This is a genomic window from Sphaerisporangium sp. NBC_01403 (genome assembly GCF_045040145.1).
In the GTDB taxonomy this organism is placed as follows: domain Bacteria; phylum Actinomycetota; class Actinomycetes; order Streptosporangiales; family Streptosporangiaceae; genus Sphaerisporangium; species Sphaerisporangium viridialbum.
Map to the genome: position 1 here is coordinate 3164454 of NZ_CP109534.1, position 22353 is coordinate 3186806.

Genomic DNA, 22353 nt, shown 5'->3' on the forward strand with positions numbered 1-22353 from the left:
CCGTCGCCGGGGTACATACGTCAGGCCGTGGGCAGGGCTTGTGTTGCCGAGATGATGAGCCGGCGCGCGGCCTCGCCAGTCACCGCCTCATCCCAGAGCCGGTCAAGCGCCCGGCCATAGGCATCGGCTTCCTCATCCCGATGGAAAGTCTCGCCGATGAACGTCTCCACGGCGACGATCGCTTCCTCCCCGACGTAGATCTGGAAGCTGTTCTGTGGGGTCGTGGCCAGCTCCACCCCCATCGGCACGATTCCGAAGCGGATTCGCTCCAGGCCGATCACCGTCTGCAGGCGATCGAGCTGGGCGCGCATGACGGCGGGAGTGCAGATGAGCCAGCGTAGGACCGACTCGCAGAGCAGGAACTCGAAGCCCTTGGCCGGGTCGTACAGCATCTGCTGGCGCTGCATGCGGGTGGCGACCGCGGCGTCCACGTCGTCTATGGCCAGGTCGTGCAACGTGACCATCTCCGTCAGCACGCGGCGCGCGTAGTCGGGCACCTGGAGTAGGCCGGGAACGTATGCCGTTTCGAAGTGCCTGATCAGGCGGGAGCCCTTGACCAGGTCGTTGTAGCTGCCCTGGACACGGTCCTGGCCTTGGCGCATCCGGCTGCGGAATGTGGCGTGGGCGACGCGAGCCTCATCGCGCAGTCGAAGCAGGTCTTCCACCATGCCGGGCTCCGCCTGACAGGTGGCGACCCATGCGCGTATGTCGTCGGGAGATGGGATCTGGGGGCCGTTTTCGATGCGCGAGATCTTCGACTGGGCCCAGCCGTTCGCGTCGGCGAGTTGCTTGCCAGACAGGCCCGCCTGCGCGCGGAGGGCGCGCAGTCGGGTCCCCAAACCGTCCGGTTGTGTCAGCCATTCCTCGAGGGATTCCACGGTGCGTTCCTTCTTGCTTAGGCGGCCGCGTCCTGGCTTTGGGCCAGGTCGCTGTGGTGGACTGCCAGGTCCCGCCACGTGCACGCCTGAATCACGACCGCGGGGTCAGTGACTAGTTCGTTGTGGATGCGATGGCCTTCGTCGTCGAAGTGCATGACGATCAGCCGGGACGAGTCGAGCAGCCACCAGTCGGTGGTGCCCGCGGCTGGCAGCAGGCCGACCTCGTGCGCCCGCTGCCTGGTCATGTATCTCATCGTCTCGCCGGCGCGCAGGTTCCATCGATCGAGCCACCGTTCGAATCTCTGGTAGTCGGTGGGCGGCTCCTCTTGGACGCGCACCCGTTCGATGCGCTTCCCCTGCTTGACGTGCTGGGCGATCCGGTCGTACCACTCCCGAAGTCCGCCGACCGTAGTCGGCGGCTCGGGGTCTCCGCGCAAGAACGCAGCCAGGAGTCCGGCCTCCTCGGCTTCGAGGTAGCTGGGCTGCAGTTCGAGGCGGAAGGCGGTGTGCTCGAAGTCGTGCAGCACGTTGCCGAACTCGGTTGCAGCGAGGACGCGACCGGTCACGCCAGGCCCTTGAGGCGGTCGAGGACGTTCGCCGGGACAAAGATGGCGTCCTCGTCGATGGCGAGCTGCCGCAGTTGGGCGCGCGTCTCCGCGTCCAGTTTCTTGCCTTGGACGACGTATCCACCTGGTGCTTCGTACATGGCGGGGCATCCGCCGCCGCCTGAGGCGTCGTCCTTCCACATAAAGCTGATCTGCATGGTTCCGCCCTTCATGTTGGGTGCATCACCGCCCCCCATGCTCGCAATTTGCTCGCATAGATGCAACAGAGCCCCGCCCAGCAGATGGCTGGACGGGGCTCATGTGCGGTGATGCGGAACCTGGCGAGACATTACCCTAACCTATGTCTCGCATATCTTCAGCAATGCTTGACTTATGCGAGCCATGGAGACAGCATGAGTCTCTGTCCGCACAGTCCCGTACGGACAGGGTCGGATGTCCGTTTTCGCGCTCGACAAGCAGGAGGTAATGCCCTGTGACCGGCACCCAGTCGGCCGACTCCATGGAGCGGCTTCTCACGCGGTTGGAGGTCGCGGCGGTGTTCAAGGTGGCACCGCGGACGGTCACCTCCTGGGCGCGCGGCGGCCGGCTTCGCTCGACCAGGACCCCCGGAGGTCAGTACCGATTCCGTGAGTCCGACGTGAAAGAGCAGCTCGCTGCCGAAAACCAGAGCGGGCTCGCCCGGTGAACCACCACCAGACGAGCCCTGTGAACCGCCCCACTGCGCAACAGGAGACGTTCATGACCAACAGTACCGCCAGCGGCGAGCCGGAGCCGTTCTTCCTGCCCGGCCCTCCCATCGACGATAACGCCCCCCGCAGCGTGCGGACCATCGTCGTGTCCGGCGACCCCATCGAGGACTTCATCGAGTTCCTCAACGGCCTCGACAGCTTCGAGCAGGAGCAGCGCCTGTACGGGTTCCTCCGCGACCACCTGCCGCTGCTCGCGGTGACGCGGGAGATCGAAGAGGAGCAGGCCGCGTGACCGCCTCCGACTTCCCCGGCTGGACCATCTGGCAGTCCTCCAACGGCCGCTGGTACGCCACCCGCAGCGCCGTCCCCGCCGTTTTCCCCGCCACCCTCGACGCGCTCAGCGAGGACGAGCTCCACAAGAAGCTCACCGCGCAGCAGCGGAAGGAGACCCGCCGTGGCTGACCTGACCCTCACCGCGATGCAGGACGTGCTGTCCGACCTGACCCCCGTGCAGACGCGGACGATGTTCGCCTACATGCAGTTCTTCGAGCCGGAGTGCTTCCGCGCCGCGCTCGACTACGCCGCCAACCACTGACCGCCCACCACCCAGCCAGCAAGGAGAGAACGCCATGGAGACCTACAAGGGCCACACCTACATCGGCCTGGACCACACCCTCGGCGGGCTGCGCGCCGCCCTCAACCAGCTCACCGACCTGCCCGACGACACCCCGATCCGCCGCGCCGACGACGACGCCAACGACCCCGACTCCTACGCCCTGATCGACGAGCTGGAGGTCGCGTTCTGGGACGGCGAGGTCCAGTGCGAGGAGGGCGACGAGGGCGCCCGCAAGGCCCTGTTCATCTGACGGCGCGTCCGGCCGCGCCTCGACGCAGGTGCGGCTCACCCGCCGCCAGACCACCACAGACCTTTGAGACCGGAGTAGACACGATGAGCCACACCGCCCTCCCGCCGCCGGAGCCCCCGCGCGAACCCTCCCCCGAGGAGGTCGCGCAGGGCCTCGCCGAGATCGAAGGCCACCTGGCCGAGCAGGCGCCCCGGTCGGCCCCGCTGCCCGCCGTGCGCGAGGTCGACGGGGAGACCAAGCGCGTCCTTCACCTGCGTAAGGAGGTCGCCGAAGCGCACCTGCTCGCCGACTTGCAGGACGACGAGACGCCGTTCACCCTCGACACCGCGAAGGTGCGCAAGCTGCGTCGGCGCACCTGGGAAGCGGCGAGGCTGCACGAGCTCGCCCAGCACCCGGCGGCGGTCGCCCACCGGGACGCGCAGATCCGGCGGGTCACCACGCGCATGACCATGGCCGCCGCTGGGATCGCGCTCGCCGTGTCGTCCATCGGCGTGCAGGGCAGCGTCGCCAAAGCCCTCGACCTGGACGAGTACAGCGCCGGTTGGTGGTCGGCGTACGGCGTCGAAGCCGTGCTGTCCCTCCCGCTGCTCGCCGCGGTTGGCGTGCAGGCGTACTCGGCGATCCGCGGCAAGGTCGTGGACCGTAAGAGCCCCGAAGGCCGGCGGCTGTTCCGCGTCGAGCTGGTGCTCCTCGGTCTCACGTTGACCCTGAACTGCTGGCCGGCGTTCGCCCTGCCGTTCGACCTCCTGAAGCTGATCGTGCACTCGCTGGGGCCGGTCGCCGCGGTGCTGTCGGTGTGGGTGCTGCCGACCATTTGGAAGATCATTGCGGACCTTCCGGTGCCGTGGCGCGGTACACCCCCCGGTACACCCCCGGTACACGCTCGGTACAGGGAAAACGTGTCCGACCGGTACACCTTCAGTACAGCCCCGGTACAGGTCCTGGCCGACCACGTCCGCGACATGATCGCGGCCGGGGAGTTGACCCCGAACCCGGGCGTTCACAAGATCCGGAAGGCGCTCGGCGTGGGTGCCGACAAGGCCAGCGAGGTCCAGAAGCTGCTCGCCGCCGGAGGTGCCTGATGCGCTACCAGTGCCCGTTCTGCCACGGCATCCACCGCACCGAGGACACGCCCGTCTGCGCCGTCCACGGCCGGGGCCACGCCCGCGGTTGCGACGGGTGCGCGCGCGCCGCCCAGCTCATCCCGTGCAGGAGGACCCCATGACCCGCCCGTGCCCCCGTTGCGGCACCGCCCTCGACGGCGGCCCCGTGCTCTACACCTGCCAGACCGGCCACGGTGTGTTCGCCGCCGACCTGAACACCGAATACCAGCCCACGACCAGGAGGACCGCCTGATGACCTCCACAGTCGCCACGTTCGCCGCCGTGTTCGCAGCGCTGTACGCCGCCCACCAGGTCGGCGACCACTGGGTGCAAAGCCACCAGCAGGCGTGCAGCAAGGGCGCCCCCGGGCGGGCCGGGCGGGCCGCGTGCATCGGCCACGTCATCACCCTGACCGGCACCAAGATGCTCGCCCTTGCCGCGCTCATGACCGTGACCCACCTGCGCCTGGACCCGGTCGCCCTCACCGTCGCCCTCACCGTGGACGCCGTCTCCCACTACTGGGCCGACCGCCGCGTCACCCTCGCCCGCCTCGCCGACGCCGTAGGCAAGGGCGACTTCTACCGGCTCGGCGCACCTCGCCCCGGCACCGGCGACGCCCCGCACCTGGGCACCGGTGCCTACGCCCTGGACCAGTCATGGCACGTCGCGTGGCTGTTCGTCGCCGCGCTCATCATCGCCGGAGGTGCGTGATGACCACCATGCTCACCGTCGTACTCGCCGCCATCGCGTTCACCCTGTGCTCTCTGCGCGAGCCCACCACGGATGCGCGCACCCCCGCCCAGATGCGCGACGCCGCCCGCTCCGCCGGATGGGCCTGCTGCACCGGCCGGGTCCTGCTCCTGGCCGGGGTGCCCGCCCTGTACGTGCTGGCCGCCGCGTGCTGGATGTGCTGGCACACCTGCCGCGCGACCGGCCTGATCTTCCTCGCCCTCGCACAACAGCTCGACGCCTTGACCGCCCGTCCCCGACTGGAGGAATCCCTCGCATGAGCAGGCCATTTCGCGTCATTCACGGCGGCCCGGACACCGGCGAGGGGCGCCCGGAACTACCCGCCACCATCGACGAGCACGACGCCGAAGTCCTCACCGAGCCCCGCGAAGTCGAAACCGACCAGCCGGTCGACCGCCCCGAGGACGACGGGCGGGAGCTGGTCCCGGTGTACGCCACCGTCACCGGGCGCCGTGACCACGAGCTACGGCCGATCCTCCCCGCGTGGGCGCGCTCGCGCCGCGACCTGGAGGCCGCCACCCGCTGGTGGGGCGGCCGGGTCAAGCACGAGGTGCTGTACCACCTGGTGCGCACGCCGGTGTACGCGGGACGGCTGCTCATGTGGGCGCCGATCGGCGCGTGCCGGCTGCTCGCCGCCGGGTGCCGGTGGGTGTTCGACGCCGAGCAGATCAGCCTCGGTGCCCAGCAGGCCAAGGCCGGTGATGTCGGCAGCTACATGCAGGTGAAGGCCAACCACAAGGAGCAGGTCAAGCAGCGCCTGATCGTCGCCGGGGTGGGCGCGGGAGCCGGCGCGTTGGCGGTTCGCATCGCCGTCGATGTCGTGCCCGTGGGCTGGCAGGCCGCCGCCGCCATCACGCTGGTCGCGGCGCTAGCCCGCGTTGGCCGGCCCGCGGACAAGCCGCTCGTGCAGGGCGCGAAGGTGACGACCACCAAGTACCGGCGCCTGACCGCGGAGATCGTGCGGGAGGCGCTGTGCTCGCTGAGTGTCCCTGGGCTGAAGGACCCGGCGCGCATCAAGTTTCCGCAGGACATCCACCGCGACGGCCCCGGTCAGCTCGCCCGGGTCAACCTCCCGCAGGGCGTCGAGGCGTCCGCGGTGGTCGGCGCGCGCGGCAAGCTCAGCTCGGCGCTACGGCTGCCGGTCGACCAGGTGTGGCCCAGTGTCGGCCCCGACCATGACGGCCAACTGGACCTGTGGGTCGGGTATGAGCCGGCCTCGAAGATGAAGCCGCCACGCTGGTCCCTCACCGCCGACGGCGCCCGTACCAGCGTGTTCGAGCCGATGGACTTCGGCGCCGACCAGCGGCAGCGCCCCGTTTCGGCTCCGCTGTTCCAGCGGAACTGGCTCATCGGAGGGGTGCCAGGATCCGGTAAGTCGTTCTTCGCGCGGGCGCTCGCGCTCGGCGGCGCCCTGGACCCGGCCACCGAATACAAGATCGCCGAATTCAAGGGGACCGGCGACTTCACCGACTTCTACGAGGCCGGCCTGTGCTCGGAGTACTACTGCGGCGTCGATGACGAGGCCCTGGAAGGCGGCGCGCGCATCATCTCGTGGGGTCTGGCCGAAGCCGAGCGCCGCGGCAAGCGGATCAAGCGTTTCCGCGAGCAGGGGCTGGCCCCCGAGGGGAAGGTCACCCCCGAGCTCGCCGCGATGCCCAAGTCCGGGCTGCACCCGGTCGTCATCGTGATCGACGAGGCGCACGAGCTACTGCCGAATGCCGAGGTCGCCGACGCGGCCGAGCGGCTCATCCGCCGCGGCCGGGCGCTGAACCTCATCGTGATCCTGGCCACGCAGATCCCCGACGCCAAGAGCGTCCCGCCGAACATCACCCGATGCGTCACCATGCGCGCCTGCCTGGCGGTCCGCGGCTACCAGGAGAACGACATGATCCTGGGCACCGGCGCCTACAAGGCGGGCATCACCGGCACCGCGTTCCGCCCGGAGATCGACGCCGGGTGGGCCATGGTGACCGGACTGCGCGAGCCGATCGCGGTCCGCGCGCAGTACCCCACAGAGGCGGACGCCAAGAAGATCCTGGCCCGCGCCGCGCAACTCCGCGGCGGCGTGGCGTCCTGGGTCGAAGAGGAAGAGGCGCCGCGCCTGGACATCCTCGTGGACGTCGTCCGGGTGTGGCCGGCGGGTCGCGACCGCGCCCAGTGGCAGCACCTGGCCGAGCTGCTCAACGAGTTCCGTCCGGACGCGTACGGCGATCTGACGGCGGAGTCGCTGAGCGCTCTGCTGCGCGGACTGGGCGTCTCACCGATCAACGTCAAGGCGGGCGGTGCGGTGCTGAAGGGGTGCCTGCTGGCCGAGGTGCAGGCGGCAGCGGAGCAGCGGGAGCTGACCCGCGGGTAGCGGCTGCCGGTGGGTCCGAACCCCCTCTGGAGGGGTTCTGGAGGCCGCCTACGGAGGGTGCCGCTACCCGCTACCTTCTCCCGTTTTCGCAGCTAGACCCGGTAGCGGCATCAGGTAGCGGCCCGCTACCTATCTCGAAGCCCGCTACCTCCCAACGAACACCACCGAATGGAGATCAACATGTGTGCACCACCACCGAAAGTCACCGCCGGCGCCATCATCGCGAGCGCTGTGTGCAGCAAGGCCGGGCTCGTCGTCGGCGGGCTTCTTGCCAGCGGGCTCGCCCTGTACGCGGTCGCTGGCACCGCGCTCACCGCCTACGTGTGGATGGTGCTCGTCGGATCCACGTCCATCTCCACGATCCTGCTGCTGCGCCGCCGTGCCGACCCGGTGCGCCAGATCGTGCGCACCCAGTCCCGGCCCGCGCCGCGGCGGGTGCACGCCGAGATCCTCGCGTCCCGCCCCCAGCCCGCGCTGGAAGCTGCCGAGCACCACTACGGCCAGGCGGAGACGCGCGACCGGTCCACCGCCTGGTGACGCGCGGCTGCTGCGGGTGTGCCCTTCGGTCCCGCCGCCGTGGCCACGCCCGGAGCAGCCGCTCCCACCGAAGCGAAGGAGGTGCGAAGTGAAGAAGTGCGACCTGGAGTTCGTCCCCGACGACGGCAGCGACCCGCTCACCTGCGGCCGCGACGGCTGGCACATCGTCCACCAGGAGCCCGCCACCGGGACCAGGCACGTGCGGGTCCCTGGCGGTGCGTACGTCACCCACCCCACCAAGTAGCCCGGAGCAGCCGCTCCACCACCCCCGAGAGAAGAGACAGCAATGGCAAACACGAAACGGTTCCGCACCCAAGGCGGAACCCTCGTCACCTGGACGGAAGACCACGTGCAGCGGAACAGCGGAGGCGGGGGCTACTGGGTTGGCCCCGCGACCTGCGGGGGCTGCGGCTGGTCCACCGGCAACACCCTCTCTCAGGCAGCCAACGACCACTCCAAGAACTGCCGACAGGTCCCCTAACCCCCCACCACAGGAGAAGCCCGACATGAAGGTCCGCGTCAACGTCACCGTCGCCCTGATCACCTGCAAGCGCTGCGGCGCCGACCACAACAACCCGCTCACCCACGCCTGCCTGGTCACCATGGCCGAGCTCGGCAAGCCCGCGTCCATGCGCAAGAAGACCAAGCGCTGACCCCGAACACCCAACACCACCTGAGCAAGAACAACTAGGACGACCGATCGCAAAGGGCGGGCGGAAGGGATGGTTCTGATCCCTTAACCGCCCCCGCCCCACCACCACGAAGGAGATCGACATGGGCAAGGACACCACGTACAGGAACCAGGCCGGCGGCCGGGTCATCTTCACCGAGGACCACGACACCGGCACCGGCACTGGCACCTGGGAGTGCTACGGCTGCCAAGAGTTGGGCGACAGCAAGGCGACAGCCAACGCCCACGCCCGCGACTGCCACGCCCGCTGAACCCCGTCGCCAACCAGCACAACGAGGATGACGACATGGACAAGGTCTCCAAGAGCCAGGCGCAGGACGAGCTGACCCAGGCGTCGCACTACACGCCCGCCCCGCAGGCAGCCAAGAAGCTGCTGGACCGCGCGGCCGACCTGAAGGGCGACGTCACCCGCGAGGAGCTGAACCAGCTCCTCAAGCCCTGGACCTGACCCCCAACCACCGCGCCCCGTCTGCCTCGCATGGGCGGGGCGCCCTCACGAGGAAGAAACACCATGACCACCACCCAGACGGTCACCGACATCACCGCCGCCCTCGACGACCGCGACCTGCAGACCGCCCGGCGCCACTTCGACCACGCCACCCAAGGCCGCCGCGACGCCGTCGAGGGTCTGGTCAAGCAACTCGCCGCCACCGTCGACATCCCCAAGCGCACGATCGTGTGGGGGCACGGCATCGACGTGTGGGGCAACCCGCACCGTTACGACTTCGCCTGGCGGTGCGGCGACTGCCGATGGACCGGCAGCAACTACACCACCGACCGCGGCGCCCGGACTGCGGCCGGCAAGCACGCCGCCGAGCACCGCGCCAAAGGCGAACCGGTGCCGGCGGTCCTGCAGTACGGCGAGGAAGTGCCCGCCAGCGAGGCGTGTTGAGAATCGACCCCCTGTGAGACATGATCGAAAGGACGCCAAGTTGATCACTGCGACGGACGAACCGCGTCTCAGAAACGGTGTAGAAAATCATCGTGTGCAACAAGTCGCGCCGAACCTTTCTGCGACACCTGGTGCGCTGGTCGGCCTCGCGCGGGTCTCCACTGACGAGCAAGACCTCCAGCTTCAGCTCGACGCCCTGGCCCAAGCCGGGTGCATCCGTGTGTTCGAAGAAAAGGTCTCCACCCGGAATCTCGATCGCCCCGGCTTGGCCGCCGCGCTGAACTACCTGCGCCCGGGCGACACGCTCGTGGTGTGGAAGCTGGACCGGCTCGGCCGCTCCGTCAAAGACCTACTGATCATCGCCGACGACCTCCATGAGGCCGGCATCGGCATCCGCATCCTGACCGGACGCCTCGCCGGCGGCTACGCCCCGACGGGAGAGGGCAAGTTCTTCTTCACGATGATGGCCGCCTTCGCCGAGCTCGAGCGGGACATCATCCGCGACCGTACGATCGCGGGAGTGCAGGCAGCGAGGGCGAGGGGTAAGCGGCTCGGACGCCCTCCCGCCATGGATGACGAGATGGTTGCGCAGGCACGGCACATGCTCACCGCGCCGAATGCCACAGTGTCCAGCGTCGCCAAGCTCCTACGGGTGTCCCGGGCGACGCTGTACCGGTACGTGCCCGAACTCAGCCCCACGGCGCACAACGCAATCACCGAGTGAGGAGTGCTCAATGCGTGACCTGGAAGCACACGACCCGATGGCCGCCACGTACATCACTGTGGCCCTACGCGACAAGCTGGGCATCGACCACGAGAAGGCCGCCGCTGCCGCCAGCGCGGCTCTGGAGGAACTCCTGAAGGGCGGCTTCACAGTGAACTACCCGGCGCGCGTTTCCGCCGCCGACGTCGACAGCATGCTGCCTGTCGCGCGTGCAGCGTGGGAGACGGGCGACGGAGACGTCGATGCCGGCCTGCGGGCGGTGATCGGCACGGTCGTCCCGATCGTCGCCTACCACCTGGGGCGCCGCGAGGGTTACCAGGCGGGTCACATGCAGGGCCGTCGGCGGTGACGGTGTCGGCGAGACCCGTCCCCGATCGTGGCGGCCGTGCTCGGGTGAGCCCGGCCGCGAAGCGCTGTGGCGCCAGGGTCACCTCTCGGATCGCCAGCCCTCTTGGTGGCCGAGGTTGAGGCCAAGCGGCGCATCCTCGACATGCACCGCGTGCTCGTCGAGGATTTCGGCCGCCTTGACGAGACGGTGAGCGAGTACACCCGCAGGGAGACGCTAGAAGACGTCATTGAGATGCTGGCCCTACCGTACGCCGACCACCGCGACTATCGGCAGGAGTGGCGGCCGTAGCCCTTCCCCCTCGCCCCGTCACCTCCGGGTGGCGGGGCTTCGTCGTGTTCGAAGGTCAACGTCCCGCCTGCCCGGTGCGTCCCATATGCGGAGGCACCACCATGCACGCTCCCGTTGACCCCGACCTGCGCCTCGCCCTGCTTCTCGTGTGGGCGCTCCACGAGGAAGCCGAACGGATGGCCTGCGAACAAGAAGCCGATCCCCATCCCTAACAACCCTTGTGCTTCCTAATTTAGGAAGCTAGAGTCTGTATCACGAGGTCAGGGGAACAGCCCCAGACCCCACCGGAAGGAACCGGCGATGACCACCACCACCACCTTCGGCACCTGGAACAACCGCGTCCAGGACGGCGAGCTGACCGTCGAGCAGTCCGTCTACGTCGCGCTGGGTGACTACGCCGACGACTACGACCTCGACGCCGTCGCCGCCGACTACCGCGCGGCCATCAACGACGCCCTCCCCTCCAGCGTCTCCCTATGCGGCGACGAGTTCATCGGCCCCTACTACGCCGAGGACCGCGACTTCGACGGCTACCCCACCGACGAGGACGACCGCCTCGACATCAAGGCCATCGTCGAGGGCATCGACTTCTGGGCCATCGCCGCCGAGCACGACACCACCGCCTGATCCCCGCTTAAGGAGCCGATATGGCCTTCAACCACGAGCACTACCGCGATGTTGACCCCGACCCGGAGCCAGAGTGGAGCGGCCCGTCCGCTCGCGCGGGAGAGGCGGCAAGCGGCTTACTGACCGAAGACCAGCGTGACCGCATCAAGGCCGCATACGAGGCGGCGCAGTTGGAGGAGCCACCGGCGGGGGTCTACACCTGCGATGTACTCAAGCACGTGCCTGCGCTACTGCGCGACATCGAGCGACTGCACACCCTGTTCGCCGAGCGCGCGGAGATCGAGAACGCCTGACACCTTCCTCCTGGCCCGTCTCCTAGACGGGCCGCACACCCAGTCGCCCCCGGCAGCGCGCCGGGGGCTTTCCCCTTGGAGGCACCCTTGACCGAGTACACCGACCCGCCGGACATGCCCGAAGACGAGCGGATGACCGACGCCGAGTTCAAGGTGGTACGCGAGTTCCTCGGCCTGACCGGGGACTGGCTCGCAGGCCACCTGGGGGTGTCGCCTCGCACGGTGCGCCACTGGGAGCACGGCAAGTACCCGATCCCCGACGGGGTCCGGCTGGCGCTGGAGGATCTGGAGGACCGAACCGGCGAGTTCATCGGCGGCTGCGTTAAGGCTCTGATGGACGTACCCGATCCCGCCTTGCTGACCTACCGGACCGACGAGGAGTACCACGCCGCACACCCGGAGATCCCGTTCCCCGCTTCATGGCATCGCGCCGTGGTGGCGCGCATCGCGCAGGAGGTACCCGGCCTAGCCATCGCCTACGCCTGACCCCGGACATGCCGAAACGGCCCCACCCTCCCGAAGGAGAGTGGGGCCGTTCGCCCACCGCAGGTGACCCGCAGGCTACCGTGCGGACAGCATCGCGACCAGAGGTCAGGCCGCCAAGCCGTACGCGTTCTTCGGGCGCGATGTCTGCCGGATGAAGATGGCCACGGCGAGGCCGACGAACCCCATGAGGGCGGCGGTCTGCTCGTTGGACACCTGCCAGCCGAACGTCACGGCCAGCGAGATCCCACCCTGCGCGAGGCCGAGGATCGCGGACTTGATGCTGCCGCCGTTGTCGAGCGACCGGGTGGCGAACGCGACGTAGACGCCCGCTGCGGCGATGACCAGAGCGTTGATGACGGCCACCTGGTCGTGGGTGAGCGGCAGGAAGAACGCGGCGAGGAACTGGATGAAGCTGCCGATCAGGGCAGCCCACAGCGCCGGTTCGCCGGTGAGCTCGTTGTTGGACATGCGCAACCTCCGTTGCATGACGCCCCCGTCACGCGGGAGCTCAGGGGGGTGCTCCACTCCCTCGAGGGCGCGGAGCTGACGGCGCAAAGCGGGAAGCTGGGCGCCGGAGATCAGGGGGTCCACTACTTCTCGGTGGCGGGCTTCTTCCACGCCCACGTCATGTCCCAGGTGGGCCTGTCGACCCGGCCGCTGTCGTCCAGGCCGGTCGCGCGCTGGTAGCCCGCGCACACGTTCGTCGACTCCCGCCCGTACAGGCCGTCGACGTCGATGTTCCAGCCCCGCCGCTGGAGCTTGGCCTGCCACGCCTTGACGTCCTCGCCTCGCATGTACGGCCTACCGGGCGTGTACGCGAGCACACGGCCGGGGAAGCGGGGAACATCCCCGTCCCACACGACTGTGATCGGCTTCGCCGCTGCGGGCTCCGGGTCCGGCTTGGGCGCCGGCGCACTTCCCCCGGGGCGGGGAGCTCCACGACGCACCCACGCGTACAGCGGCCCTCCGGGGCAGTCGGTGGAGTACCCGTCGCGGTGACCCTTGATCTCGTTGCCCGCGCCGCCGTGCTCGCGCAGGTAGGCGATGGCGTCGAGGATCCCGTGGAGCATGTCGTCCGGCGGTTCGACCAGGCCGGAGTTGCCGATCAGGCCGAGCACCGAGTAGTGCCCGGTGTTCATCCCGGGCCCGTTCGCGGCGGTCAGGTGCCCGGGGCCGCGGCCGACGAACACCTTGCGGTGCGGGCACGCGACCATGGAGTAGGCCAGGTCGAGCCAACCGTTGCCGTCCATGTGGTAGCTCTGGAAGGACTTCACCATGGCCACGCACTTGGCGTGGTCGTTCGCGATACCCGGGTCGACACGGCCGCCTGTGTAGTGCACCTTGACGCCCTTGGTCCACGTGATCGTGGTGTAGGAGCCGCGGGGCGCCCGTGCACCCCAGTCCTTGCGGGACACCAGGTCAATCGCCATATCGGACCCCTTTCGCTTTCCGTTGACGCAGTTCGTCGCGTTTGCCTTTCACCAGCAACCGCAGCCGGTCGGCCAGCACCACGGCGACCGCGGCGAACCCCACCAGCCGCGCCCACTCCCGACCCCCGGCCGGTTGCGCATCCCACGCCATGCCGCTGGACAGCAGCAACGCCGTCCACAACCCGAGCACGGTTCCGAACACCGCCATGAACGCGAACAGGTGGCGTCCCTCCGGGGATGTCCACCAGCGGAACCAGCCGCCGTAGAACACCGCGCACACCAGCAGTTCGACCGCGGACAGCACTATCAGCGCGCTACCCGCCTGATGGATCACCGTCTTGCCCCCTCAACGCTTGGGCGAACAGCTCCGCGAACCCGTTCCGCGCGCGAGCCCGCCGCAACGACGCAGCAATCTCATCCACCTCGGGTCTGCGATCGCGCACCCTTTCCAACCGCTGCTCGGCTTGTTTGCGCGCAGCCCGCGCCGCGGCGATGCGCTTGCGGGCTTCCGGCGACATCTCCGGTTCGGGGGTCGGCTCCGGTGCGGGCCGGCGCCTACGGGGCCACCACATCGCGGGCCTCTCCGGGAGGGACGGGGGCGATAGACCGCAGGATGGTGATGGTGGTCCGGCTGGACTCCATGAGCTCGCCGATCTGTGCGTCCTGCTCATGCCGTGTCTTCTCACTGGCCAGCCACGCGGCCTTGTATTCGGCGACTTCGGCGGCCCGTTCAGCGGCTTGCTTCTCGGCGGCGGCGACACGTTGTTCGGCGGCCTTGGTGAGTTCGTCCACCGTCGATTTGGGGACGAGCCGCCCGTTGTAGACGAGGCGGAACCCGTAGACCATGGTGCCGGCGAGGGCGGCGATGACGCCTCCGATGATGCCGCCTTGGGCCAGCCATGGCATGGTCGCCAGGTCCACACGGGCCGCCTTTCGGGTTGGGGTGCCGCCCGCCGGAGGCGTACGGGCGGCACGATCAGGTGTCTGGGTGCGGACCGGTGGCTACTTAGAGGTCCACTGGATTTCCCAGCGCGGGTCGTTGAAGGACTCGTTGTCGGTGGTCAGCGTGCCCCCGGAGTCCTGCCAGCCGATGACCTCGACGTAGTCGTTCACCGCGAGAAACACGCGGGCAACCACCACGACCCCCGTGTAGGCCGACACGCTCGGCACCTGACGGACTCGGCTGAACATCGTCGTGCCGTTCTTGCGGAAGGACCCACGCCGGGTTCCGGTGACGGCGCCGGAGGAAGCGAACGTGACGTTCGCGTTGAGCAGGTAGTATCCGGCGGTTTGCGCGGTGTACCTGCTGGTGTTTGTGACGGTGCTGTGCCCGTTGTCGGTGTCCAGGTCTTCGAGCGCCCAGTTCAACACCGTGTCGGCGCCATTGGTCATGTTCTGCAGGGTCGTCGAACGCAGGATCGCCAGCGGCGGCGTCAGCAGAACGTTGAGCCCATCGCGCAGGTCGGTGTTCAACTTGGCGGCGGTCAGAAGTTCACCCACCGCCCACGTCCGGGGCGTTGGAATGGCAACCACTCAGACCTCCAATCCTTGCATCCCCCGACACGTCGGGCACAGATCGCGCCCGTCGGCCAGGCGGGAGCGGCACGGGACGCACGGCCAGTACTGGAGCATCGTCGGCAGCGACTCCAGGTTTACCGTCAGCCTGTCGATGCCGTCCGGCCACACCAGGGCGGAGGTCAGGCCGAATCCGCCGCCGGCGCACTCCGTGCACCACATGCGGGTCTCACCGGCCGGGGCGATGAACGCCGCCCCGCACCCCCACGGGCAGTCGACCAGCCACCGGCCGTCGTCCACCCGGGCGTGGGCCGTCATCGTCGGGTTGTGGCCTGTCGGGCGTGGCACCAGCGCGCCGCCCGCGCGGGCGCGCTGCGAATCGAGGTAGTCCCAGAAGTGTTCCCAGCGACGGATCGGGGCTGGTGCCGGGTATGCGTGTTCAGCGAAACGAAGACGGGCGCGAATCACCGCCATTGCCACCTCCTAGAATCCGAGCGCGTTCTGATCGAGCAGGCCGAGCACGGGATGGTCCAGCGCGAAGAACGACCCGTACTTCGTCGCGCTCTGCAACGCCCATGTGGTGAACCAGGTGGCGCCGGAAGTTTGGTGGGAGATGCCCCGAATGAACACCTCCCGGGTGATCGCCGCCCCGCCGCCGGGAGGACGGCGGACGATCTGGATCCGGTCGCCGATCTCCCGCGCCAGCACCTGCGGGAACAGGTTGGCAGGGTCGGCGTGGGCGTGGATCACGATCGAGTCGAACCGCACCTCGGGGTCCTTGGACACGTACAAGATCCACCCGGCGTAGCTTTGGACCTCGGTGTCGCTGGTCAGCAGCAGGCTCGATGCCTGGAACGTCCGCGTCAGCAACTCGGCTTGGCTCGCCGCGTCGCCCGTCACAAACTCGGCCCCGCCGGTCCGCTGTGCCCGTACCTCGTTGTAGAAGGTGGCGTCGTCGGTGTTCAGCCGGGTCTCGAACGGCGCTGCCGCGGTCGGTGGGTTGCCGAAGGTGGCTTGCACGGTGGTGCTGCGGGAGTCCAACAGCAGGGCCGACCTGCTACGGAACACCACCCGGCCCGCACCGTCGATGTACAGCTCGCCGATCTCCGACTCGGCGGTGGCCTGCAGCTCGCTGAGCGCGTCCCCTTCCAGGGTGGTGGCCTGCAGCGTGCTGCTACCGGTGGCGATGACACGGTCACCGGCGGGCCAGCCCGCCGAGTTCAGGATCCGCGTCACCCGCGCGCCCGAGTCCTCCCCAGCCCCGACCGGGGTGACGGCCGCGCGTTTCTTGTTGCGCAGCACCTTGAACCCGTCGGTGGCCCGGACGGTGACCTCGCTGTAGATATCGGCGACCCAGTCGACATCCCAGATGTCGACGAACCCCCGGAAGATGTCGTAGGTGGTCGACGCCCAGGTGGCGCGGATCCGGATCGGCCGCATCGGGGTGACCTGGCTCTTGCCGCTACCGACGTACGGTCCGGCCAGGTTGGTGGGGTCGAACCTGCGGTCGCTGTTGTTCAGGGTCACCGTGGCGGTGCCCGCCTCGTAGCGGATGATCGGCGACTCCACCCGGGACGAACCCCGCCGGGTCGAGATCCCGTGCTTACCCCACGAGGTGACATCGGTCCAGGAGACACCGTTGAACATCACCTCGATCGTGATGACGGGCAGGCTCATGGTGTGCGCCGCCAGCTCGACCCGGACCGGCTTTCATACGCCTGGATCGCCTTCACCGTCACCGCCCCGGCCGCCGCCAGGTCGCCGCCTGGCGGGACCTGCACGGTGATGTTGTAGGTGTTACCGCCCCGCCCCATGGCCATCGCGGACCCGCCGTCCCCGCCCCCTGCCGGTGCGCCGAGCGGTTTGAGGAACACCCCGCCGAAGTCGCCGGCCACCTGCGACAGCAGACCCTCGGCCCTCGCCCTGTACTGCTGGTCGTAGGGGATGAACGCCTCATCCCCCTTTCCCTCGCCGAACAGCACCGTGGGCCTACCGGCGATCGTCGGCCCCGCCGGGCGGCGCAACCCGCCCATGGCGTACCGCTCGATCCCACCGGCCGCGTACCGGTCGATGCCGCCCGCCTCGCGGTTCTGGACGGCCATGCGCAGCGCCTCACGCGACAGGTCGTCCTGGTACTCGGTCTTCACGAAGATCGTGATCGTGTGGTCTTTGCCGATCCCGGTGATGATGTCCAGGCCGATGCGCTTTGCCGCCTCGAACACACTGGTACGGCCGCCGTCCATGCCCTCGCGCACCTTGTCGGCCACCTCCTGGCCGCGCGTCAGGGCGATGTACCGCAGGATCGGTCCGGCGGTTGCGAGGTTCTCGGCGAAGGTGTCGCCGGCCAGCTTGCCCGAGCGGCCGTGCAACTCGATGAACTTCTTGAGCTCCACATCCGACATCTGGGAGGCCATGGCGACGACCTTGGCCCCGCCGGGGCCGAGCTTGATCAGCTCGTCGAGCATCGCGCCGGGCACCCGCCCGGCCAGCGAGATGAGGTTGTCGGCCCACTTCTCCTGGTCCTTGACCTGCTTCTCCAGTTCGCGCAGGTACTGGTCGGTTGTCACCGCGACGGTGCCGCCCAGATTCACCCAGGAGTCGCGGACGTCCTGATTCGCCTTGACCTCATCACGCGCCGCCGCCTGACGTGCGGCACGGACAGCCTCCTGGGCGTCCTGGACGTCACGCGCCGTTTTCCGATGGGCATCACGGACAGCCTGCTCAGCGTCCTGGACATCACGCGCCGCGTCCCGGGTCGCCTTGGCAGCCGCCTTCTCGGCGTCCACGATGTCCTGCTTGGCCTTGAGCACGTCCTTGGCGCTCGCGGTACGGGACTGGTCCAGTTCGGCTTCGGCCTTGGCCAGGGCGCGCTGGGCTTCCTCCTGCTGCCGCGCGGCGTCGCTGCGGGCATCAGCCAACGCCTGCTCGGCCGCGGCCACCGAACGGGCCCCGTCCTCGCGCGCCTTGGCGAGGGCCGCCTCCGCCTCCTGCTCGGCCTGCTGCGCCTGGGCGATGCGCTCCTTCGCCTTGACGACCTCCGCGCTGCCCTCGACGCCGGCCCTGTTGGCGTCCGCGATCTCCTTGCGGAGGTCGGCGTTGCGCTGCTGGATCTCCTTCAGCCGGTCCTTGGCCCGCCGGTAGGCGAGATCCGCCTCTCGCCGGTCCAGGTCCGTCGCCTTGGAGTCTGGCGCGCCGAGTTCGTCCAGGCGCTGCTGGGCCCGCTCGATCGCGATCTGCGCGCCCTCTTCGTCCAGGGCGCTGGACGCCTCCGACCGGGCGAGGTCCTCCAGCCGCTGCTGGGCGTGCACGCGGGCAGCGGTCAAGTCCTCAACAGCCTGAGCGGTGCGGGCGTGGCTGTCCTGGAGCCGCCGTTCGGCGTCCAACTGGCGTTGAGCCGCCTCGGTCTGCGCGTCGGCGACCCGCTGAGCCGCTGACCCGATTTTGCGGCTGGAGTCCTGGGCCACCTCGGCCACATGCCGCTGCGCGTCCTCCACGCGCTGCAGGGCGGCGGCCCCGCGCTGCGCCGCCTGCTCGATGGCGTCGGCGAGGGACTGCTGGGCGGAGCGGATCCGCTCCTGGGACTGCACCGTCCGATCAGCGGCCTTCTCGTGCGCGTCAGCCAAGTCACGCTGAGCCTTGGTGATCTTCTCGGTGCTGGTGCGATGCGCATCAGCCAGGTCGCGTTGCGCCCGCTTGATCTTCTCGGCGCCGTCGCGCTGCACCTCGGCGAGCCGCTGGACGGCAGCCGCCTGCCGGTCGGCGTTGGAGGTACTCGACTGGGACGCCGAGGACTCGATGTCCTGGATGGCACCGACCAGGTTGCCGAACTGGGAGAACGCCTGCGACCAGGAGTCGATCATCTTCTGGGCGGCCTTGGCCGCGTCGTCACCCACGAGCCCATAGGCGCTGGCCAGCCCCTGCATGAACCCCGACAGGTCGCCGGCCGCGACACCCTGACCGCTCATCTCCGCAGTCATGCCCTGCATCGCCGACTCAAGGTCGGTGACCTTGACGACCTGCTTGTCCTGCACGTCGATCTGCTCTTGGGCCTTGCCCTTGGCCGCGTCGAGCTGCCGCCCGTACTCGCCGAGCGAGAACTTCAGACCGGTGATCGCGTCGGTCTCATCCTTGATCTTCCGGCCTGCTTCGTCCCACGGCCACGCGAACGCCGGCGCCTGGTCCATCTTCTTGGCGAGCATGTCGTCCAACTGCTGGTTCAGCAGGCTGGCCGCGTCCTTGTTGCCGCCGAAGGCCCGTGTGACCAGGTCCAGGTTCAGCCCAAGCTGCTTGGCCTGAGCAATCATGCCGTCGGACACCAGGTTGTTGAGGATCTTCTCCCGGGTGGAATCCGCGATCGCGCCGTGGTCGGCGACGATCGCCTGGGTGAGGTCTTCGACCCGGCCAGCGGTCTCTGCTTGGGCGTCGGCGAACAGCAGCAGCACCCCGGCTGCGGCCCCCAGCGCGAGCCCCCACGGGCCGGTCAGAAAGCTGCCCAGGCTGGACAGCCGTCCGGCCAGGGCTGCGCCGCGCGGCCCCATCTCGGTCAGGGTCTTGGTGAACTCCACCATCTTCGGCACGGCGATCATCGCCGCGCCACCCGCCAGGGCGACGGTCCCGGCCAGGCCACCCACCACGGTCCCGGCGGTCTTCACCGGGGCGGGCAGGTCGCTCAGCATCGCGATCCAGCCCGAGGTGTGCTCGGCGACCTGCCCCAGGATGGGCAGGAAGGTCTGGCCGATCGTGATCGCGAGGTCGGTGACGTTGTTCTGGGCGACCTGCATTTTCGAGGCGGTCGTCTCGTAGCGCTTGGCCGCCTCCTCCACCAGGGCGCTGTTGTCCGCCCAGGCCCGCTCGCCGACCCGCAGGCTGTCGGACAGCAGCGACCCCGCGTTGGCGGTACGAAGAAGGGCATCCCGGACCTCGACCTCGGAGAACCCGAGCTGCTGCAGGGTTTGGAACAGCGAGCCACCGCTGGACTCCACCTTGCCGAGGCCCTCGATGAACGCGGCCAGGGCGCCGCCCGCGTCCTGCTTGAACGCCGTCGAGAACTCCGAGGCGGACATGCCCGCAACCTTGGCGAACTTCTCCACCTGCTGGCCGCCGGCGTCGACCGCCTGCGCAATGGTGATCATCACGCGGGAGATTGACGAGCCGCCCGCCTCGGCGTTGATACCCACCGAGCTCAGCGCGGAGGAGAAACCCAGGACCTGGCCCTCGGTCAGGCCGATGGTCTTGCCGGCGCCGGCGATACGGAGCGCCATGTCGACGATCTCGGACTCCGTCGAGGCGCCCGCGTTGCCCAGGGCGACCAGGGAGGCGCCCAGCTTGCCGATCTCGGCCTGCGGGGTGCCCATGATGTTGGACAGCCGCGCCAGGGCGGTAGCCGCCTGCTCAGCGCTCAGGTTGGTGGTCTGCCCCAGGGCGATCATCGTCCGGGTGAACGAGGTGATGTTCTCCCGCTTGACGCCGAGCTGACCGGCGGCCTCGGCCACCGCGGCGATCTCCTTGTGGCTGGCCGGAAGTTCCCGGGCCAGGCCACGCAGAGCCCCTTCCAGGGCGGCGAGCTGCTGAGGGGTGCCCTCAACCGTTTTGGTCACCCCAGTCCAGGCCGACTCCCAGTCGACGGCGGCCTTCACCGCCATGCCGATCCCAGCGACCGCGGCCACGCCGAACGTGGCCAGGGTCCGGCCCGAGGACTCCATCGCGTCGCGCTGCTTGGCCGCCGCCCGCTCCATCCGCTCCAGCTCACGCTGGGAACGCTTGGCGGCCTCCTCGGTCTTCTTCAGCCCCTCCTCGGCGGCCTTGGAACCCTTCTCGTCGAACCGGCTCTTGATGTCGATGATCAGGTCACGGACGGCCATGCCCGGTCACCTCCTTCCGGTTGCGGATGAGAACGATGCGCGCGCCCCGGCCGCGGTCTTTATCGCTGGCCAGTGCTTCCTCGCCCGCCTGTTTCACCTCGCAGCCGCGGCACCGCTCGGGCTCGGCGATGTAGGCGTTGCGGTCGCCGCCGCGGGTCTCGTCCCACTCCTCCGGGCGGGTGCCGCAGGAGCCGCACGCCTGGCGCTTACGGATGTGCTGCCAGATCGCCTTGTCCCGGTCCTCGGCCGACCAGGACAGGAAGGCCGAGTGCGGGATGAGGTAGTGGTGGCAGACGGCCAGCTCAAGAGCTAGCCCAGGATCTGCGTCCAGTCTTTTGGGAGCGTGGACTCCGGAACCCGCACGTTGACCCGGATGGCCGCCGTGCACAGCTCGCCGCGTTCACCTTGGGACAGGACCTCCTTCCAGACCTGCCCCCACTCGGCCTCGGTCAGGTCGGACTCCACGCACGCCATCAAGCAGGCCTGCGGGAAGGTGTCCAGATTCCATGACGTCTCCTCGGTGCCCTCCCGCGGCTTGTGCAGCGCGATCAGAGCCTCGAAGTCGTCCGGGGGCATCGCCCGCAGGGTGACCGGCTCGTAGCAGGCCGCCAGAGCGGCCTCAGCCTTGGCCAGGTCCGCCTTGGCCGCCTTGACGGCCGACTCGTCGGCCGACTCGCCCTGGAGCTGCAGGAGCCGCAGCAGGGTGCGGGCCTGCTCCATGTCCTTGCGCGCCTGGGTGTCGTCGTCGACCCGCAGCGGGTAGGCGGCCATCGGCCGGGGCCGGTTGAGCAGCCGCTCACGCAGGCTCACGGGATGGTCACGTCCTCAGCGGGCACGGAGCTGATGGCGTACTGGATGGTGATCCGCGCCGCCTCAGCGCCCATGCTGCGCTGCTTGCCGACGCTGAGGATGCGCACCGGGAAGACGTCCATCTTCCGCCCGGCGACATCGCCGCCGTCCAGCCACACGATGTTCCCGGCCGTGTTTCGCGGCATCAGGCTGCGCACGTCCACACCGGTTTCGCCCGCGTAGAACGTGATCGACGACTCGTCGGCGCTGGTCAGGCCAGGGATGTTGGAGACGAACGTGGAGTTGAGGTCCGGGGTGTCGATCTTCTGACCGGACACCATCCACCCGGCGATGTCGGCGATGTCCTTGGACAGGTCGGAGCCTGCGTTCAACTCCGGCCTGCTCGGCGCGTTGATGTTGGAGATGGACACGACCCAGTAGCACTTCGTCGTGCCGGGCCGGAAGAACCGGGACGCGGGAGTGATCGGCGTTGCGGGCATTTACTCGTCCTCCTTGGTGCTCGCGCGCCGACGCCTCGGCGACTCTGGCAAAGCAGAAGCCCCGGCGTCTGCCGGGGCTCCTGAGGTCTGATCTGGGTTTTCGCTGGGCGGGTCTTCGCCTGGGCCGGGGTCCGGCTCCGGGAGTGGCGGCGGGGGCGGCGCG

General features: G+C 69.0%; 36 protein-coding genes. 22 read left to right on the top strand and 14 right to left on the bottom strand.

Annotated features, from left to right (window positions below):
- Positions 1-20: 20 nt before the first annotated feature.
- The 3 genes from OG589_RS14440 to OG589_RS14450 are packed head-to-tail and all read right to left on the bottom strand — an operon-like array spanning position 21 to position 1641.
- Positions 21-878 (bottom strand): helix-turn-helix domain-containing protein, encoded by an 858-nt coding sequence (locus tag OG589_RS14440; RefSeq protein WP_405149378.1) that lies wholly within the window; start codon positions 876-878, stop codon positions 21-23.
- A gap of 17 nt (positions 879-895) precedes the next feature.
- Complete coding sequence (locus OG589_RS14445; protein ID WP_405149380.1) at positions 896-1444, bottom strand: DUF6879 family protein; 549 nt, start codon at positions 1442-1444, stop codon at positions 896-898.
- The gene (locus tag OG589_RS14450; protein ID WP_405149382.1) at positions 1441-1641 is read right to left on the bottom strand and encodes a hypothetical protein; all 201 of its coding nucleotides are present in this window, start codon (positions 1639-1641) and stop codon (positions 1441-1443) included. Before OG589_RS14450 ends, OG589_RS14445 begins: the two co-directional genes overlap by 4 nt.
- A gap of 275 nt (positions 1642-1916) precedes the next feature.
- On the opposite strand from OG589_RS14450, the gene OG589_RS14455 reads away from it, so the two are divergent.
- The 22 genes from OG589_RS14455 to OG589_RS14560 all read left to right on the top strand — a co-directional run bounded on the left by OG589_RS14455 (position 1917) and on the right by OG589_RS14560 (position 12095).
- Positions 1917-2129, top strand: a complete 213-nt coding sequence (locus tag OG589_RS14455) for a helix-turn-helix domain-containing protein (RefSeq protein WP_405149384.1) — start codon at positions 1917-1919, stop codon at positions 2127-2129.
- Between the two features lie 53 nt (positions 2130-2182).
- Entirely contained in the window at positions 2183-2425 is a 243-nt protein-coding gene (locus OG589_RS14460) for a hypothetical protein (RefSeq protein WP_405149386.1), read from the top strand.
- Positions 2422-2595, top strand: coding sequence for a hypothetical protein (locus OG589_RS14465; protein ID WP_405149388.1), 174 nt, complete (start codon positions 2422-2424; stop codon positions 2593-2595). Before OG589_RS14460 ends, OG589_RS14465 begins: the two co-directional genes overlap by 4 nt.
- The gene (locus tag OG589_RS14470) at positions 2588-2728 is read left to right on the top strand and encodes a hypothetical protein (protein WP_405149390.1); all 141 of its coding nucleotides are present in this window, start codon (positions 2588-2590) and stop codon (positions 2726-2728) included. Before OG589_RS14465 ends, OG589_RS14470 begins: the two co-directional genes overlap by 8 nt.
- 34 nt (positions 2729-2762) lie before the next feature.
- The gene (locus OG589_RS14475) at positions 2763-2999 is read left to right on the top strand and encodes a hypothetical protein (RefSeq protein ID WP_405149392.1); all 237 of its coding nucleotides are present in this window, start codon (positions 2763-2765) and stop codon (positions 2997-2999) included.
- Positions 3000-3082: 83 nt separating this feature from the next.
- The gene (locus tag OG589_RS14480; RefSeq protein ID WP_405149394.1) at positions 3083-4081 is read left to right on the top strand and encodes a hypothetical protein; all 999 of its coding nucleotides are present in this window, start codon (positions 3083-3085) and stop codon (positions 4079-4081) included.
- 139 nt (positions 4082-4220) lie between these two features.
- Positions 4221-4355 carry a hypothetical protein gene (locus tag OG589_RS14485; RefSeq protein WP_405149396.1) on the top strand — a complete coding sequence of 45 codons (135 nt, stop codon included), beginning with the start codon at positions 4221-4223 and terminating at the stop codon, positions 4353-4355.
- A complete protein-coding gene (locus OG589_RS14490; RefSeq protein ID WP_405149397.1) occupies positions 4355-4813 on the top strand; it encodes a DUF3307 domain-containing protein in 459 nt (152 codons plus the stop codon). Before OG589_RS14485 ends, OG589_RS14490 begins: the two co-directional genes overlap by 1 nt.
- On the top strand, positions 4813-5112 hold the full coding sequence (locus OG589_RS14495; protein WP_405149399.1) for a hypothetical protein: 300 nt from the start codon (positions 4813-4815) through the stop codon (positions 5110-5112). The genes OG589_RS14490 and OG589_RS14495 overlap by 1 nt, the downstream gene beginning before the upstream one ends.
- Positions 5109-7208, top strand: a complete 2100-nt coding sequence (locus OG589_RS14500; protein WP_405149400.1) for a hypothetical protein — start codon at positions 5109-5111, stop codon at positions 7206-7208. Before OG589_RS14495 ends, OG589_RS14500 begins: the two co-directional genes overlap by 4 nt.
- A 180-nt stretch (positions 7209-7388) precedes the next feature.
- A complete protein-coding gene (locus OG589_RS14505) occupies positions 7389-7745 on the top strand; it encodes a hypothetical protein (protein ID WP_405149402.1) in 357 nt (118 codons plus the stop codon).
- 88 nt (positions 7746-7833) lie between these two features.
- Positions 7834-7989 carry a hypothetical protein gene (locus OG589_RS14510; RefSeq protein WP_405149403.1) on the top strand — a complete coding sequence of 52 codons (156 nt, stop codon included), beginning with the start codon at positions 7834-7836 and terminating at the stop codon, positions 7987-7989.
- A 262-nt stretch (positions 7990-8251) separates the two neighbouring features.
- Positions 8252-8398 carry a hypothetical protein gene (locus OG589_RS14515; protein ID WP_405149405.1) on the top strand — a complete coding sequence of 49 codons (147 nt, stop codon included), beginning with the start codon at positions 8252-8254 and terminating at the stop codon, positions 8396-8398.
- A 121-nt stretch (positions 8399-8519) separates the two neighbouring features.
- Positions 8520-8687 carry a hypothetical protein gene (locus tag OG589_RS14520; protein ID WP_405149407.1) on the top strand — a complete coding sequence of 56 codons (168 nt, stop codon included), beginning with the start codon at positions 8520-8522 and terminating at the stop codon, positions 8685-8687.
- 35 nt (positions 8688-8722) lie between these two features.
- Positions 8723-8884, top strand: a complete 162-nt coding sequence (locus OG589_RS14525; protein WP_405149409.1) for a hypothetical protein — start codon at positions 8723-8725, stop codon at positions 8882-8884.
- 63 nt (positions 8885-8947) lie between these two features.
- On the top strand, positions 8948-9328 hold the full coding sequence (locus OG589_RS14530; RefSeq protein ID WP_405149410.1) for a hypothetical protein: 381 nt from the start codon (positions 8948-8950) through the stop codon (positions 9326-9328).
- A 136-nt stretch (positions 9329-9464) separates the two neighbouring features.
- Positions 9465-10052: a recombinase family protein gene (locus tag OG589_RS14535; protein ID WP_405152045.1), complete on the top strand. Its 588-nt coding sequence runs from the start codon at positions 9465-9467 to the stop codon at positions 10050-10052.
- A 10-nt stretch (positions 10053-10062) separates the two neighbouring features.
- Positions 10063-10401, top strand: a complete 339-nt coding sequence (locus tag OG589_RS14540; protein WP_405149411.1) for a hypothetical protein — start codon at positions 10063-10065, stop codon at positions 10399-10401.
- Between the two features lie 66 nt (positions 10402-10467).
- On the top strand, positions 10468-10689 hold the full coding sequence (locus tag OG589_RS14545; RefSeq protein WP_405149412.1) for a DUF6221 family protein: 222 nt from the start codon (positions 10468-10470) through the stop codon (positions 10687-10689).
- Positions 10690-10989: 300 nt separating this feature from the next.
- Complete coding sequence (locus OG589_RS14550) at positions 10990-11316, top strand: hypothetical protein (RefSeq protein WP_405149414.1); 327 nt, start codon at positions 10990-10992, stop codon at positions 11314-11316.
- Positions 11317-11336: 20 nt separating this feature from the next.
- Positions 11337-11609: a hypothetical protein gene (locus OG589_RS14555; protein WP_405149415.1), complete on the top strand. Its 273-nt coding sequence runs from the start codon at positions 11337-11339 to the stop codon at positions 11607-11609.
- Positions 11610-11696: 87 nt separating this feature from the next.
- Entirely contained in the window at positions 11697-12095 is a 399-nt protein-coding gene (locus OG589_RS14560) for a helix-turn-helix domain-containing protein (protein ID WP_405149417.1), read from the top strand.
- Between the two features lie 105 nt (positions 12096-12200).
- On the opposite strand, the gene OG589_RS14565 is transcribed toward OG589_RS14560, so the two are convergent.
- The 11 genes from OG589_RS14565 to OG589_RS14615 form a co-directional block, all read right to left on the bottom strand.
- Positions 12201-12563 (bottom strand): hypothetical protein, encoded by a 363-nt coding sequence (locus tag OG589_RS14565; RefSeq protein ID WP_405149418.1) that lies wholly within the window; start codon positions 12561-12563, stop codon positions 12201-12203.
- A 122-nt stretch (positions 12564-12685) separates the two neighbouring features.
- Positions 12686-13525, bottom strand: coding sequence for an N-acetylmuramoyl-L-alanine amidase (locus OG589_RS14570; protein ID WP_405149420.1), 840 nt, complete (start codon positions 13523-13525; stop codon positions 12686-12688).
- Positions 13515-13859 carry a hypothetical protein gene (locus OG589_RS14575; RefSeq protein WP_405149421.1) on the bottom strand — a complete coding sequence of 115 codons (345 nt, stop codon included), beginning with the start codon at positions 13857-13859 and terminating at the stop codon, positions 13515-13517. Before OG589_RS14575 ends, OG589_RS14570 begins: the two co-directional genes overlap by 11 nt.
- Before the next feature lie 221 nt (positions 13860-14080).
- Complete coding sequence (locus OG589_RS14580) at positions 14081-14446, bottom strand: hypothetical protein (protein WP_405149423.1); 366 nt, start codon at positions 14444-14446, stop codon at positions 14081-14083.
- An 81-nt stretch (positions 14447-14527) separates the two neighbouring features.
- On the bottom strand, positions 14528-15025 hold the full coding sequence (locus tag OG589_RS14585) for a hypothetical protein (RefSeq protein WP_405149425.1): 498 nt from the start codon (positions 15023-15025) through the stop codon (positions 14528-14530).
- Positions 15026-15058: 33 nt separating this feature from the next.
- Complete coding sequence (locus tag OG589_RS14590) at positions 15059-15358, bottom strand: hypothetical protein (RefSeq protein WP_405149426.1); 300 nt, start codon at positions 15356-15358, stop codon at positions 15059-15061.
- A gap of 165 nt (positions 15359-15523) precedes the next feature.
- The gene (locus OG589_RS14595) at positions 15524-16717 is read right to left on the bottom strand and encodes a hypothetical protein (protein ID WP_405149427.1); all 1194 of its coding nucleotides are present in this window, start codon (positions 16715-16717) and stop codon (positions 15524-15526) included.
- Positions 16714-20901, bottom strand: a complete 4188-nt coding sequence (locus OG589_RS14600) for a phage tail tape measure protein (RefSeq protein ID WP_405149428.1) — start codon at positions 20899-20901, stop codon at positions 16714-16716. Before OG589_RS14600 ends, OG589_RS14595 begins: the two co-directional genes overlap by 4 nt.
- Positions 20888-21289 (bottom strand): hypothetical protein, encoded by a 402-nt coding sequence (locus OG589_RS14605; RefSeq protein ID WP_405149429.1) that lies wholly within the window; start codon positions 21287-21289, stop codon positions 20888-20890. Before OG589_RS14605 ends, OG589_RS14600 begins: the two co-directional genes overlap by 14 nt.
- Complete coding sequence (locus OG589_RS14610) at positions 21211-21711, bottom strand: hypothetical protein (RefSeq protein ID WP_405149430.1); 501 nt, start codon at positions 21709-21711, stop codon at positions 21211-21213. The genes OG589_RS14605 and OG589_RS14610 overlap by 79 nt, the downstream gene beginning before the upstream one ends.
- Positions 21708-22190 carry a hypothetical protein gene (locus OG589_RS14615; RefSeq protein ID WP_405149432.1) on the bottom strand — a complete coding sequence of 161 codons (483 nt, stop codon included), beginning with the start codon at positions 22188-22190 and terminating at the stop codon, positions 21708-21710. The genes OG589_RS14610 and OG589_RS14615 overlap by 4 nt, the downstream gene beginning before the upstream one ends.
- Between the last annotated feature and the right edge of the window lie 163 nt (positions 22191-22353).